We start from the raw sequence: 16,093 nt of genomic DNA on the forward strand, positions 1-16,093 counted from the left end.
GTGTTTATTTTCATTCACTTTTATTTATGGCTACTAACTTATTTACAAAGGAAAACACGCTACAAAAGTTTAGATTCTCACTTTTGTAGCGTGTTATTTTTATAAATTAAGTGCTCGGTACATAAATGCCACGAATTGCGCGCGTGTCACTGGCTCATCTGGTCTGAAATTACCGTTGTCGCCTAGTGCAATGCCGACGTCTGCTAATGCCGCAATATAGTCATAGCTCCAATGCGTTGTTGGCACGTCTTGGAATGTGCTTGTGCCGCCTGGTGTTAAACCAAATGCGAGCACAAGTATTTTCGCTAGTTGTGCACGCGTTAGCGGTTCGTTTGGATTGAATTTGCCGTTTGAGCCGTCTATGATGCCTGCTTGCTGTAATTTTGTAATGGCATCGTAGTAAGGATGACTTGTTGGTACATCACTAAACTGAGTGGCCTCGCGTTTTGGTGTTAGCTCAAAAGCACGAGCAAACATCACCGCTACATGCTCGCGTCTGATTGGTTCATTTGGTCGGAATGAGCCGTCTGGGTAACCTGTGATAATGCCACGTGCTGCGATGTCTTCAATCATGTCCTTTGCCCAGTTCGTGGAAATATCGTTGAATGTAATGCTAGACTTTGGCTCTTCAGGCATTTCTGGTTGCTTCGGTCCTTCTGGTGTTGGGACTGGCTTCGTTGGCTCTGTCGGTGTTGGCGCTGGTTGTTCCGGCTTTGGCTCTACTGGTGTCGGATTCGGTGTTGGGCTTGGCTCCGGTGTCGGATTATAGCCACCGCCACCATTATCTGAACCACTGCTAGTCTTGTACTCAATTGATGCCATGTTTGAAACGCTTAAATTCCCCGCAGCATCACGATATTGCACGTAAAGCTTCTTTTGCCCAGCATTCCCTACTAAATCCCACTTTTTTGTGAGCGCTACTTTTTCCCATGCTGACCAAGTTAGCTCATCTGTAGAAAAACGCATTTCAGTGACTCCACTTCCCACGCCGTCAGATGAAGTCAGACTAAGCGTCACAGATTTGCTATTAGTAGTAGCAGAACCACTATTAATGGCAATCGTTCCTGTGGGTACTGTTTGATCTAACTTAATTTTACTGGTAATCATCGTTCCACTTATATTGCCAATCTTGTCTTTAAATTGTACATAGACTGTTTTTTCCCCGTCACCTGCTTCAAGAATCCACGCCTTTGTGGTGCTGAATGGGTCCCAGGTACTCCAGTCAAGATTGTTATTAGAAAAGCGCATCTCTTCAACGCCACTTCCGTCATCACCATTAAGGGCAAGGCTTATATCTTTCACGCTCGTCCACTCAGCCCCTCCATCAATAATCACAGTTCCTGTGGGCGGAGTTCTATCAATGATGAATTTAATCTTTGTTACATTACCTGCATCATCCGTTACGATAAGCTCATAGTCTCCATCCTGGTCAATCTCCGTACCACTGGTAAAAGTTGCTCCATTCAACGTCGCTGTTCCTTCGTTGAAGATAGGCGCTACCTTCGCTTTGTATACCTCACCAGCAGTTACTCCAGTAATAATTGGAGCTTTTGTGTCAATCTCAAAACTAACTGTCGTTACATTGCCCACCGCGTCAGTTACGACCAGCGTGTAACTACCATCCTGATTAATTTCCATACCACTAGCAAAAGTTACTCCATTCAACGTCGCTGTTCCTTCATTGAATCCGACAGTTACCTTATTCTTGTAAACCTCACCGTCAGACACTCCTGTTACACTCGGTGCTGTCGTATCAATCGTGAAGTTTACCGTTGTTACATTGCCTACCGCATCTGTGACAACAAGCGTGTAGGCTCCATCTTTATCAATCTCTGTATCCTTAGCAAAGGCCACTCCGTTCAGTGTCGCTGTTCCTTCGTTGAAGCCAACAGTTACTTTCGAGTTATAAGATCCACCGTTGCTTACTCCTGTCACAGTTGGCGCAGTCATATCTATCTCAAAACTCACGGTTGCCACATTGCCTGCTGCATCCGTTACGACAAGAGTATAACCGCCATCCTGATCAATTTCCGTCCCACTGGTAAAGGCTACGCCATTCAACGTTGCCGTTCCTTCGTTAAAGCTCGGCGTTACCATTTCTTTGTATTTGCCTCCAGCGGTTACGCCCGAAACCGTGGGAGCTACTGTGTCAATCTTAAAACTTACGGTAGTTGCGTTTCCTGCCACATCCGTTACGATCAGGATATAACTGCCATCCTGATCAACCTCCGTCCCGCTGGCAAACGCAGAGCCATTCAATGTTGCTATTCCTTCGTTATAATTAACCGTGACAGCTTCTTTATAATTTCCATTGTTTGTAACCCCTGTCACTATAGGGGCTACCTTATCAATCTCGAAGTTTACTGTTGTAACATTACCTGCAGTATCCGTTACAATCAGAGTATACACACCATCAATTGAAGCCTGTGCACCTCTAACAAAAGCAGCTCCGTTTAAGGTTGCTGTTCCTTCGTTAAAGGTAATCGTTTTGCTCGTATTGTATATTCCGCCGTTCGTTACTCCAAGCACGATGGGTAACGCCGTATCAATACTGAAGCTCACCGTCGCACTATTGCCTGCTGAATCGTTGACAATCAACGTATACGTTCCATCCTGCGTAATATCTGTACCACTGGTATAAGGGCTCCCATTAAGCAATCCGCTGCCTTCATTAAATAGAGGATTAACTTTGCTGGTATATGCTTTGTTATTCACTACATTCGAAATAATAGGAGCTATTGTATCAACCGTAATGGTACTGCTGATCGTTGAGCTGCTTGTATTGCCGACATTATCTTTATATTGTACATAGACGGTTTTACCCCCCTCTCCAGTCGGCAGAGTCCAAGACTTCCCGTTCAATTCAGCTATATTGAACCAACTAGTCTCCCAACTACCAGCATTATTAGAGAGACGTGCATGCGTAACTCCTGAGCCGCTTCCATCTGAATAGGTTCCATTCAAAGTGACCGTGTTTGAATTCGTCCATGTAGCACCACTATTAATGTTCAATGTACCTGTTGGTGGTGTCTGATCCAATAGAATGGTCTGAGAGTAATTGGCTGAGACCCCATTATTGGAATCCCTCAACTGCATATAAATGGTCTTCGCTCCATCTCCTCCTGTGAGACTGGTTGTTGCTCTATCACTGAAAGGCAACCAAGATGCCATCGATAAATTAGCTACGCTATCCGCAAATCTCATATGGGTAACACGATCACCAGCGTCAGGATCTGATCCCGTTATAGATAGATCGATTGTGCTGGAGCTTGTCGCTGCTCCTCCAGCAATCGTGAAAGAACCTGTAGGAGGAGTATTGACAGGTCCAGTCTCATAAGTAACGACTAGTTTCGGGCGAAATGCAGCATTCGAAGCTTCTAAGGAGTACAATAAAAATTTCCCGCTATCCGCATCGGCTTCATTCCCGTTAAGTGTCAAGGTTATTTTGCGATCAGAGCCATCTGTAAAGGCATCGACAGCACTCTTAACATTAAGCGTAATTGTCTGATTCTGAAGATAAGTACCCATTGGCACCTCAGAAATGCTCTTCGCTGTGAATTTATCTGCATAGGAACTAATCGTATTTACAGAGGGGAAAGTTACCAGATTCAAATCATTCACCGCGGATCCCCTAACTTCCATATACAAATTATGGTTAGGAACTCTGAGAACAGTAGCGACCGTCAAGACCAGCTCTGCAGACACGATAGTCCCCTCTGGCGCCCCTAGATTGAAGGATACGCCTGTTCTATTCTGAACATTGACGAAGCCGTCATTATTGCTCATGCCTACATAAAGATAACCATCACCGTAATTATCATAAATGCCGTTATATTGCGCTTGGCCATTTAATTGCATCGTATCCGCGGTGGCTGTATAAGTCTTTGTTACTGTACGTCCTACAGCAAGTGGTGCAAAATCAGGGACTATTACAGATAATAATAAAATTAGAACTACTAATCCCGCCCGTTTATTTTTCTTCATTCATTTGCCCTCCTTGAACGTTGCTATTAAACATTCAATAAGCAACTCTATTATCCTTCGCACAGCATTTTCTATTACTTCAACTAACAGCAATCTAGTTAGTAAGTTCCTACTTGGCATCTAGGTTCGTATTCTATCAACACCTCTATAACAAAATCCTAGATCCACCTTTTCGTAAGCCCCCTTTCTTGTATATTTAAATACTTATCTCTTCTAAGCGTCTCAACTCCACTTTAGAATAGGAAATGATTATGCAATACTGACGAATGTTAATGGTACGCATATTAATTTTCAAAAAGATAATAACTACCCAAAATAAAACACTCATATTGCATCATTCTTAACTAGAATAAATAGCAAAGGTTAAATTTAGGTTAAAAAAATAGAATATTTTAAAAATAAGAGAAAAGGACTATTTTGTAAAATGATTGCTCAGCTCATGATGTAATAGAAAAAAAGGGCATCTGAAAGCTGAAATTTCAGCTTCTAGATGCCCTATTATTTATTTACTACTCTTTAATTGTTCCAATATTTTTGCCGTGTTGACAAGTATTTTTGCTGCCTGTGCACGTGTGATAGGCTTGCTTGGCATGAAGTTGCCTTCCAAGCCGTCTGCGATGCCAAGTTCATGTAGCATAGAAATTGCATTTTTTGTTTCTTCATCATACTTGCCAATGTCACCAAATGGAGCGATTTGCGTTGGGCTGTATGGCTCGCCTGTTAACATTTCATATGCGCGATACAAAATTAACGCAAATTGTGCGCGAGTAATTTCGCTTGTTGGATTAAACTTACCGTTTTGTCCCTTCACAAGTCCTAATTGGTAGGCGGCGTTTATTTCAGCTTGTGTTTCTTTCGCGTAGCCTTGGATGTCTGTGAAGCTTGATGTATAACTAGGCTCTAACCCAAGCATCCGCACAAGAATGGATACGGACTGAGCGCGTGTTAAGTTGTCATTTGGTCCAAAACGTCCGTCATCATATCCTTTAAATATGCCCATCGCTGCTGCTTGGTGAATAAAATCTGCCGCCCAGTGATCTGATGCGATGTCAGAAAAATGAATTGGGGTTGGTTCTGGTTTTAACTCCGGCTTTGGCTTTGGTTTTGATTCCGGCTTCGGTTCTGGAGTTGGATTCAGTGTCGGCTCTGTTGTTGTTCCCCCATTACCGCTAGGATTTGGTGTCGGATTCGGGGTTGTTCCCCCATTTTCGCCAGGGTCTGGTGTTGGTGTTTTCTTCGCTTCTCGTTTGATAGAGACTTTGTAAGTACTTGAATCCCCATTTTCCGCCGTCACGACCACTTCCACCACATTATCGCCTACATGTAAGCTCTGTGGATTGCCACCAGTGATTGTCACTCGCGCATCTGCATCGACCGTTTCTGTCGTCAGATTGGCAGATGTTGTTTCATAAGGGACTGAAACCGTATAGTCGAGCGTTTGTCCGTCAAAGTTCGGTATCTCACTGCCATTCAAATGAATACTCTTCAAGCTTACATTTGCACTTGGCGATACCTGAACAGAAATTTCGACTGACTTCTTCAACACATGATTCGGTAAGTTTTGTAACTCCCCAGTAAATGTATACGTCCCCGCTTTGTCTGATTGGTAACTGCCACTTGTCTTGTCCCAAGCAACAGAAATAGCAGGTAATGTCGTACCATCACTTAAAGAAATGTCTACAGTCGTAGGGAACGAAATATCCTCTACTTTTGTACCTTTTTCTACAGAAAGTGGCATACTATTCGAACTCGTTATTGCAGCAAAGGGTATTGCGGATACAACTTGTGAGAAGTTACTTTCATAGCCTTCTTTACTAATTCCCTTCACCTTAAACCAGTAAGTCGAACCAACTGTTAGACCTGAGACGATGTGAGTGGGTTGTGAAATGATTACATTACCATTCACAAGCTGCCACTGTTGCTCATCATTTGGAGCAATTGGTCCTTCATACTGATATACTTCATAGGACGCATGGTCAAGTGCAGGGTCCCACATTAATGCAACTTCTCTATCTCCCGCAGGTGCCCGCAAATTTGTTAAGGCAGATGGAGGAGTATATTCATAAGCACCTAAATCAATGCTCGCTCCTTGAATCCGATCATTACCATCAAGGTCCTTTGTAACTTGTGCTAATTCTTGATATAAAGCTCCTTTATCAATCGCGGGTGAATCTGCTTTTAAACGATAATTTGCCTTGGTAAGGTCAGTTCGAATGAAAATTTCTTCTGCTGTATAAGTAACAGCACTTCCAGGCGTACCTGTACGATCATACAGTTTGCACTTTACAATTCCGCTTTCCTCATCATCAATCAGACTATTTTCAATCGTTCCTCTTTGCCCCTCAATTGCTGGGCCGTTATTTCCGACAATGATGCTATTGTTAATTTTAGGAAAACTATAATTATTATAGATAGCTCCTTTACTACTACCATTCGTTGTATTGCCACTCATCGTGACATTTGTAAGGATCGGACTGCTACTACTATTGGACATGCCGCCTCCTTCAGAAGAAGCAGTATTTCCGTGAAATTCCACATTCGTTACGGACAGACTGCTACTATAATTATTGTACATGCCTCCTCCATCAGAAGCCGTATTTTCAATGAATTTCACATTCGTTACGATTGGACTGCTACTACTATTGTACATACCGCCTCCTTCAGAAGAAGCCGTATTTTCGCGGAATTCCACATACATAAGGCTCGGACTGCTACTCCAATTGGACATGCCTCCTCCATTAGCAGCCGTATTTTCAATGAATTCCACATGCGTAAGGCTCGGACTGCTACTACTACTATTGAACATGCCGCCTCCTTCAGAAGAAGCAGTATTTCCGTGAAATTCCACATTCGTTACGGACAGACTGCTACTATAATTATTGTACATGCCTCCTCCATCAGAAGCCGTATTTTCAATGAATTTCACATTCGTTACGATTGGACTGCTACTACTATTGTACATACCGCCTCCTTCAGAAGAAGCCGTATTTTCGCGGAATTCCACATACATAAGGCTCGGACTGCTACTCCAATTGGACATGCCGCCTCCATTAGCAGCCGTATTTTCAATGAATTCCACATGCGTAAGGCTCGGACTGCTACTACTACTATTGAACATGCCGCCTCCCTCAGAAAAAGCTTCATTTCCAATGAATTCCGCATTCGTTACGGTTGGACCGCTACTCCAATTTAACATGCCGCCTCCGACTCCAGAAGCTTCATTTCCGATGAATTCCACATTCATTACGGTCGGACTGCTACTACTATTGGACATTCCACCTCCATTAAAAGCCGTATTTTCAATGAATTTCACATCCGTTACGGTTGGACCGGAACTACTATCATTGTGCATGCCGCCCCCTAAACCATTAGCTGTATTTTCAATGAATTCCACATTCATAAGGCTCGGACTGCTACTACTCCAATTGTTCATGCCTCCGCCAAAAACAGAAGCCGTATTTCCGATGAACTTCACATTCGTTACAGTCGGACTGCTACTGGCATTGTACATGCCGCCTCCTGAAGATTCTGGAACATTAAGAAGAGGTACACTCGCATTGCCCTCACTGATTGTGACACCATCCAAAATCGCTGTATCTGTTAAACTTAAGGTTTGTGGATGGTAGAATACATGATAGGCATTGTCTTTATTATCGCCGACTATACCAATATCACCACTTAATATCGTTTCATTTGTCTTGAAATCTCGTTCAGCTAGTGTAGTTTCTGTACCTACAAAACCGCCGTAAATTCCTACTTCATTTTTCATTTGAAATGAAACTGTTCGAGAATCTTTTACATCTGACTGTTTTGATGGTTTATACGTTCCTGTGGCAATCCAAATTTGATTGCCATCAGTTGCTTGGTCTAGTGCCGCCTGTAAGTCATTGTAAGCGGTTGCCCAGCTTCCCCCATCCCCTCCAGCAGACGATGCTTCATTCACATAAATAATGGCGCTGTCTGCTGTTGTAGCACTAGTTGCCTGTGTCGAAAGGAACGCCGAAACTGGGGCGATTTGAATACGGCGTTTTTCAATGGCTGTTTGATCTATTAGCCTAAACCAAATATCGTGATCGCCCGCATCCTCCAATAGTAGTGGCTCAGTTGGATCATATGATTTCCATGTGGCACCAAGATCTAGTGATAGTTCTATGCCCGCACTATCAGGAGAAGTTGTCGACACTTGAATCGTGACAGGACTTGTCGCGACGCTACCTTCTACATATGGCTGTCCGTTCTCCGTCATCATAATGGTCAATTCGTTACTTTTAGTCTGTGCGAACACTGGCAAACTCCCGAAAAAGGTTTGCGAGAGTAATAGACAGATGGCCAACATTGACAGTGTTTTATGAAGCCTGTTTTTCATAATCATCCTCCCTCTATCTTTCTTTTTCACTGTAGCAGAACAAGAGTGCAAACACTCATTCTCTAAAAAGGTAATCTGCTCACATCCACTATATAACAGAAAAAAGTTCTGCAATATTGACGAATGTTAATGGTTCGACTATTAACATTTGAAAATAGTTCGTCCTAGCTATCTACCAAATTTGGTGAAATAGTTAGGCCTATTCTTCTGTCTACGCTTTATATGCTCGTGCTACGTAATAAGCGATTGAACCGTTTCCTGAATTGCAACGAATGCTTAATTTGAGACCGTTTTTTTCTGCTTCCCAGAATTGCTTATTCTTATCTGTAGTCTTCACAGCAACTGTCTCAGCATTTTCATCTATGGCACAATAACAGTTATTATCTTTCATAATAGATGTTAACGGACATTCTACGCCGAAAGAAAGTTGAGTACCTGTATTGCCGTATTTCATCGTAAAGCCATATTGTGTTCCTACTAAAGCCATTTCTTTCTTCTCCGTCACAATAAATCCTGATACAGGGTATTTACCAGCCCCAGGGATTTCGACACCTTCCGGAATAGGCGTTGTCATTAGCACTGGCTTGCCGCTTACATTGTGATCGCTTACAAATGTAAGAGGCTTGTCCAATTCATTGATTAACAACACTAGAGCAGTTGCTGGTTTTACCATAAAATAAATAATAGGAATAATGACAGATACGATGACAAGGGTTGCAACCGCGACAACTACTTGAACTGTCGCAAATGTAACACCAGCAAGAACGGCGACTGCTTCAGCTGCTCCAGCCACCAATTTTGCTATAGCTGCTGAAGTGGCTAAGGAGCCAATTCCTATCGCACCAGAAAGAAGAATTTTTGCAGCCACAATACCTGCTTCGTCATTTTCCATACCTTTTAATCGACCAAGACCATCAATAAGTACTTTCATTTGATTTTTTATGTCATCACCAGTCGCATTTACGAGAAATTCATAAGTCTCCTTTTTCAAAAGAATTGGTGCTGTTTGATCACTTGCTACCAATTCAGAGATATCCTTGCCTAGAGCATCAGCCAAAGCTTGCTTGCTTTCTTCAATAAAAGCAGCTTGAAGCTTATTGATTTCCTCTTGGGAAGTTGCCTTCTCGAGCTTTGTTGCATAATCCGGGAATAAAGAACGGAACCCCTGTTTTAACTTAAGATCGATATCAATTGTAGTGTGCATAAATTACTAACCTCCATTTTTTTAAAAAATTTCGTACTTGCGTTCGAGAACATGGCTACAACAGGTAGCAAATTGTTCAATGTAAATCCCCCTAGAATTCCACATCTTTAAATGTTGATAAAGAAAAACTCCTTCCTTATAGTTTGATACTGTCCTTTCCTTAGTACCTATCTTCTACTGTAAATTAGAAATTACATATGCAATACTGACGAATGTTAATGTTTTACTATTAACATCTATAAAATTTGTATATTTTATATTAGAATTGTATATACATTAGATGGATTTCAGAATATTTTTAAAAATACGATGTTCACACTATCTATTTTTTTGAACATACGGAGGCTACAAGATGTCAGTCTTACTACTCTCTTCTAAAACAAATGTCCCACACAGCATGTCTGAAGCAGTGGAAAGAACGCGGCTTTATGATACTTTCAGCAACAATACGCTTAAAAAGGTAACGATTTTACGGGCACCCGCAGGCTATGGTAAAACAACACTTCTAAGTCAATGGCTAAAACAGACAAAAGAGCAAATCGCATGGGTATCTGTAGACCCTGCCGACAATGACCCAATTCGTTATTGGACATATGTTGTACATGCAGTGGCTCATGCTAGTCAATCCGAGCTTGACAAAGTGCTCAAACCACTCTTTCAATCACAAGACGTGGCTACTTTTGAATTCCTAATTGACGCACTTTTACACGAATTCAATGCTATGGAAGCGACCTTGCATATTGTAATGGACGACTATCATTTAATAGAAAACACACTAATTCACCAAATGATGACGCAATTTATCGAGCAGCTCCCTGAGCATGTACACGTTTATCTAACGACACGTACAGCATTGCCACTACCTATTGCAAAATGGCGAGCCAAGCAATGGGTTTGTGAATTTAATACGGATCAATTACGCTTTACCCATCAAGAAGCAAAACAATTTTATGCCATGAAAAATTTAACCTTACACAACCAGGAAACCCTTCAACTCATTGTGGAACGGACGGAAGGTTGGATAGCAGGCTTATTATTGGCTAGTTTATCTACAAATCCAGAGTCGGAACGGCATTGGCATATGCAAGCACAGCCATATGTTTCTGAATTTTTATTGCAGGAAATTATTACGACTCTCTCACCACCTACACAAGAGTTTCTTTTACGTACATCACTATTAAATGAGCTAGAACCTTCTATTTGTAATAAACTTACGCAGCGAATAGATAGCTATGAACTGCTTGGAGAATTAGAAGAGAAAGGGCTTTTTATCGTTCGATTACAGTCAACAAAACCAGTTTTTCGCTACCATCATTTGTTTGCGGAAGTTTTACAAAGCGAATTCAAAAGAAGGTATTCAGTACAACAAGTAACGAAATTTGCTTCGGATACTGCTACTCTCTTGCATGACATTGGGGATTTCATCTCAGCTATTGAGCTTGCACTGCAACATGATCTTTTCGAACTGGCAGATTTATGGATCACAGAACACCTTGTTGAGCTATACTTAGCTGGCCAAACTGCTACCTTTATGCGCTGGTTACATCAATTACGAAGTGATTCCTATACAGTTCCCTATGAAATGCTTGTCATGGGTGTTATTACTTCTCTTTCTACATTAGATATAGATGTAGCCTCCTCACTTATGCAGGAGCTTGAAATTCGCCAACATACCGAGCAATGGATGGATAAGAAAGAAAATGAGGCAATAGCGTATATTTATGAAACTGTAAAGGCATATGCCATCATATCGACAGGTGGAGATTTACAAATAGCCAAAGAAATTATTCAAAAACAACATACCAAAGGAGCTGTGCCCTCTCGTTGGGATGAAGTACCGATGCAATATAATATTTTCGAATATAAACTATTACGTACAAGTATAGGCTCAAAAGGAAAACTGCCGACAATGGAGGATGGAACAGCCATCGCCAATTTCTTTCGAGAAACGACTACCATTATCACAGCATTTAGCTATGGGGTATCAGCAGAATCTTTATATGAACGAAACTTACTAGATCTTGCAAAAAAAGAAGTTGAATTAGCGATTCAATACGGCCATCAGTATAGTGACCCTGGCTTATTGATCCCTATGTATTTATTAAAGGCGAAAATTTATATAACCGAAAAGCAATTAATTTCTGCACAGGCTATGCTGATGCAAGTAAAGGATGTGGTCAAAGAAAAACATTGGGTAATGACCCTCCGTATCATGCAGGCATATTGTTATGTATTAGCAGGTGATAGTAAAAGCGCCGAGATGGAATTACTAGCAACGAAAACAAAACAACCCTTTTGGATGCTTGTGTACGCTCGATTATTACTATTGAAAGAACAACCTGAGGATGCTTTAATGATCGTCATTCAAACGAAAACAAAAGCACAGCAAGACCATCAAGTTGCCACTATTATGGAGGCGTCGGTTCTTGAGGTAATTTGTCATAACAGAATAGGTAATACAGATGTTGCACTAAACATTTTACATGAAGCATTAGAGCAAGCAGCTCCATATTTCTACATTCGTACGTTTTTAGATGAGACAGAAATTCATCCACTTTTAGAACGTTATTTTAAACAATTACAAGTGGATGGCTCTAAACGGAAATCTATTTCGCTGTATTATTTACAACAGCTTCAAATAACTTACAGCACAAACATTGAATTGGACAATATACTGACGCCACGTGAACAAGAAGTGTTTAATTTATTAGCTGAAGGTGTTACGAATCGTGAAATCGCGGAACAGCTAGATCTATCAGAAGGTACCGTTCGCGTATACTTATCGACTATTTATAGTAAACTCGGTGTCAAATCACGAACAAAAGCGATTCTTTTTAAGAAACAATAAAAAAGGGCTGTCCCCCAATCACTTGGTGGAACAGCCCTTCTCTTCATTACTTTGAAATAAACATTTGTGTCCAGTAGTTGCCTTCTGCTACATACCCTACCCCAATATGTGTAAAGTTTTTGCTCATGATGTTGGATTTGTGCCCTTCACTGTTCATCCATGCTTTCATTACTTCAGCTGCTGATCTTTGACCTTGTGCAATGTTTTCTCCAGCTGATTTATACGTGATGCCGAAGTTTTTCATCATTGTAAATGGTGAACCGTATGTTGGACTTGTATGACTGAAATAGTTTTGGTCACGCATATCCTGAGACTTGTACTTCGCTACTCTTGAAAGCTCCCAATCTTCTTTCAATGCTGGTAAACCAGCTTTTGCTCTTTCCACATTGACAAGCTTGATGACTTCTTGTTCTACACTCGCTTGTTCATTTGTAGGGACATTAATAATTTGACCAGGGTAGATCAAATTCGGATTTGAAAGTTGTGGATTTAAATCGATTAACTCCTGTACACCTGTTTGCGTTTTAACGGCAATTTTCCAAAGTGTATCTCCTGAAATTACTGTATATGAACCTGCTGCCATCGCAGTCATTGGTACGACTAAAGATAAAGATAATACTGAGGCCATCGCCACTTTTTTTATGTTATTAAACATCTACCCATTCCTTTCGGTGTGTCTACAACCATAGTAAATAGTTTTCTAGCATAATTCATCCCTAAATATATGGTAGAATTTTTACAGTACTATTACGGTGGAAACTATGTAGGTGATGATTGCCTTGGTAACGGTTTTCTTGCAATTCGCCTCAGTAATACGTTTGAAATATAGTTGTAACAGGAATATATTACTACGACATATCCCCACTAAAGGCATAGCAATACATATAAAAAATCACTCTCAACGTTAGAGAGTGATTTTTTTTCTATTTAACTTGTAAACTAGGCCAATATAAAAACAATCATATAGTAAAATAGCAACACTAATAATCGTGATTAGGCTTGTTTCGAAATAAAGATAGAAAGCTATTGAAGCGCATAATGTCCCTAGCATTTTAAAGACCGCAATAGCTAGAGACTGTCCCTTCAAATTCCCTCGCCAAAACAATAAAGAGATAAATAAGCCAGACATCATTAAATTTTGTGAAAAAGCAATGTACTTCCCTTCGAAATCATTAATTTCATGTATGATTGTCAGCATCATGAGAAAACTAATGCCCAGTGTGATGAAGAAAGATGAATAAAAAAGAGTCCTTGAAAGGTATTTTTTGAATTCCTTTGGACCATACATTAAATATTGCATCAGAATAATAATATCCAAGGCAAACCAAATCATCGTGATTTTCTGTTGTAAATCATTTTGTGGGTAAATGAATGCAAAAATGAACTCCCATGAAATATTGGCACAAATCGCGACCATCGGCATGCCATACGCTTTATCTCGAAATCCTCGAAATATAATGAGTATGTAAGTCACAATCCAAAACAGAGCCATCCCTAATTGCAACACAAAAAACCAATTAATATGACTTGTCAAATACACCATCCTTTTAATTAATGAAAACCGCTACTCGCCTCTGTTACTATATGAACAGATCGGTGTCCCCTATTCATTTAGGTCAGCCTATACATTCGCAAATTTTTACTATATATTAAGGGAAGGTGATGAGATGAAAACAAAAATTTATGTAGACAACGAGAAATTCATCGCAGGGACTACCCTCAAAGATGAGACTGAATTTGAAAGCAACAACATGGCCCTCCACATATGCGAGAGCACCGACAATGTTCTAATGAACCGTCAGAAATTAGCTGCTGCCTTGCACTGCGATGTAGATCATTTTGTCTGTACCCATCAAACGCATAGCGCGAATTTTCATAAGGTAACACTCGCTGATAAAGGTCGAGGTGCCGACAATCCAGATACTGCTATTATGGACACCGACGCTCTCTACACGTATGAGCCAAATTTGTTATTATGCAGCTTTACGGCCGATTGTGTCCCGGTTATTTTTTACAATGAAGCGAATGGCCTTATCGGCGTCGTTCATTCTGGCTGGCAAGGTACTGTTAAAGAAATCACACTGAAATTATTTAAGCACTTAGTAGAAGTGGAAAATTGTAACCCTAGTGATTTTCACGTACAAATTGGTATGGCCCTAAGTCAGGAAAAATTCGAAGTCGATACAGATGTGTATGTGCAATTCAAAGACCTTGGCTACGCAGATGACTTCATGTATGTTAATGAAGAAACTGGGAAGTACCACATTGACAATCAGCTTACTGTGAAAAAACAATGTGAGTTAGCGGGTATTCCGTCTCAGCAAATTTCAGTAGACACAACATGTACGTTTGTAAGCCCGAGCTGCTTCTCTTATCGTGAAGATAAACAAAGTGGTCGACATTTAAGTTTTATTATGAAGAAAAAAGATTGACCTGTTTTTTTCGCGAAGTAAATTTTGAAAGCACATCACCTTTGCGTGATGTGCTTTTTTGAATGGGACTGTATTGTGCAGGAGTGATTCGTTCGGCAAAGAAATAATCCTTCTCCACTTAATTCAATTTCAAAAGTGATGCATCTTCAACTAGCGTTGCTGTGTTGAATAAAAATAGAACATCTTTAATGCCATTCTCATTCAAATAATTAGTAATGCTGCCATTATAATAGCGAAGGTCGATTACATGAATTTCTGATACATGATTTGTGAGGAACGGCAGTAGACTATGTGCATACGAGTCTTTAATGACTAGTAGCTTATCTTGTTCAATTTGATTCGGGTCAAGCGCAGTTGTTAGCTTCATTAGCGCATGAACCCCACCTAGAAAGTAAGAATACTGATCTTTCTTCGTCAAAAAATTCTCATCATACATGCCTGACACAGTTTGATTCGTATCCGCGATGTACATTTCTGTAGGAGCTGGATTACGAGGTATGTAGGTTTGAATCGTATCCGGCGTTAAACCCGTAAACTGACTTCTTGTATGATAGCTCCCTAGAAATGAATCGCTCACGGTTTTAATGGAAAAATCCCTCTGTGAAAGTGGCTGCCATCCTCGCTGCTCCGCATAGGCAACATAAGCCAAATAGGCGCCATATGTCGTCCAATGATGGTCGGTCCTATAGTAAATCGATTCTGATGCATGCGGTGTGAGAACATCTAAGCCATCAATGAAGGTGATTCCATCATCTATTTGATGACCGATAAACCGATTTACGTCTCTTTGAGGATACGACGGTGCCAACCAAGGTAATCGCTCCGGATAGATACCAATCGATGTAGGCGCAAGCATGAAAGTAATTTTCACTGTTGGATGATTGCTTGCAAATCGGTTTACCGAAGCTGTATATCGCTGAACCTTTGTATAGTCAGGCTCTAAAAACTTTTCAAATAAATAGCCATCTTTGCCGTGATAGATGCCGTTATTTTCTTGTTGCAAACGGGCTTGTTCTGACGTTGATTTAACCCATAGCCACTTGTCTCGAAACGGAAAGTGATCTGTGATAAAACTCTCCGCTTCTTCGGCAAATTTCTTGGATATCAAGTTATCCCATGTGAATTGTGGCGCTGCTTGTAAATACCTGTTTTCTAGTTCGGAAAAACGTGGATGAGGCAAAATGAAAAAGAGTATAGCGATTAGAAAAGTTGTACCGACAAATCCAACAACTAATAATCGCTCTGATATGTGCTTCATA

At 40.7% G+C, this 16,093-nt stretch carries 8 protein-coding genes; 2 read left to right on the top strand and 6 right to left on the bottom strand.

Annotated features, from left to right (window positions below; translation table 11 throughout):
* Window positions 1-99: 99 nt before the first annotated feature.
* The 3 genes from ACIQ2D_RS00375 to ACIQ2D_RS00385 all read right to left on the bottom strand — a co-directional run bounded on the left by ACIQ2D_RS00375 (window position 100) and on the right by ACIQ2D_RS00385 (window position 9,554).
* The gene (locus ACIQ2D_RS00375; protein ID WP_402857706.1) at window positions 100-3,984 is read right to left on the bottom strand and encodes an S-layer homology domain-containing protein; all 3,885 of its coding nucleotides are present in this window, start codon (window positions 3,982-3,984) and stop codon (window positions 100-102) included.
* A 502-nt stretch (window positions 3,985-4,486) separates the two neighbouring features.
* Window positions 4,487-8,350: an S-layer homology domain-containing protein gene (locus tag ACIQ2D_RS00380; protein WP_402857709.1), complete on the bottom strand. Its 3,864-nt coding sequence runs from the start codon at window positions 8,348-8,350 to the stop codon at window positions 4,487-4,489.
* 211 nt (window positions 8,351-8,561) lie between these two features.
* Window positions 8,562-9,554 carry a hypothetical protein gene (locus ACIQ2D_RS00385; RefSeq protein ID WP_402857712.1) on the bottom strand — a complete coding sequence of 331 codons (993 nt, stop codon included), beginning with the start codon at window positions 9,552-9,554 and terminating at the stop codon, window positions 8,562-8,564.
* A gap of 352 nt (window positions 9,555-9,906) precedes the next feature.
* Here ACIQ2D_RS00385 and ACIQ2D_RS00390 point away from each other — a divergent pair, with 352 nt between their 5' ends.
* A complete protein-coding gene (locus tag ACIQ2D_RS00390; protein WP_402857714.1) occupies window positions 9,907-12,402 on the top strand; it encodes a winged helix-turn-helix domain-containing protein in 2,496 nt (831 codons plus the stop codon).
* Window positions 12,403-12,448: 46 nt separating this feature from the next.
* On the opposite strand, the gene safA is transcribed toward ACIQ2D_RS00390, so the two are convergent.
* Together safA and ACIQ2D_RS00400 are read right to left on the bottom strand one after the other, a co-directional pair.
* Window positions 12,449-13,057: a SafA/ExsA family spore coat assembly protein gene (safA, locus tag ACIQ2D_RS00395; protein ID WP_402857716.1), complete on the bottom strand. Its 609-nt coding sequence runs from the start codon at window positions 13,055-13,057 to the stop codon at window positions 12,449-12,451.
* Between the two features lie 249 nt (window positions 13,058-13,306).
* Window positions 13,307-13,936: a transmembrane-type terpene cyclase gene (locus ACIQ2D_RS00400; protein ID WP_402857719.1), complete on the bottom strand. Its 630-nt coding sequence runs from the start codon at window positions 13,934-13,936 to the stop codon at window positions 13,307-13,309.
* Between the two features lie 133 nt (window positions 13,937-14,069).
* Between ACIQ2D_RS00400 and pgeF the strand changes: the two genes are divergently transcribed.
* Window positions 14,070-14,834 carry a peptidoglycan editing factor PgeF gene (gene pgeF / locus ACIQ2D_RS00405; protein ID WP_402857722.1) on the top strand — a complete coding sequence of 255 codons (765 nt, stop codon included), beginning with the start codon at window positions 14,070-14,072 and terminating at the stop codon, window positions 14,832-14,834.
* Window positions 14,835-14,952: 118 nt separating this feature from the next.
* On the opposite strand, the gene ACIQ2D_RS00410 is transcribed toward pgeF, so the two are convergent.
* On the bottom strand, window positions 14,953-16,092 hold the full coding sequence (locus ACIQ2D_RS00410; RefSeq protein ID WP_402857725.1) for a DHHW family protein: 1,140 nt from the start codon (window positions 16,090-16,092) through the stop codon (window positions 14,953-14,955).
* Window position 16,093: the final 1 nt, after the last annotated feature.

Source organism: Lysinibacillus sp. NPDC097287 (assembly GCF_044761695.1).
Taxonomy (GTDB): Bacteria; Bacillota; Bacilli; order Bacillales_A; family Planococcaceae; genus Lysinibacillus.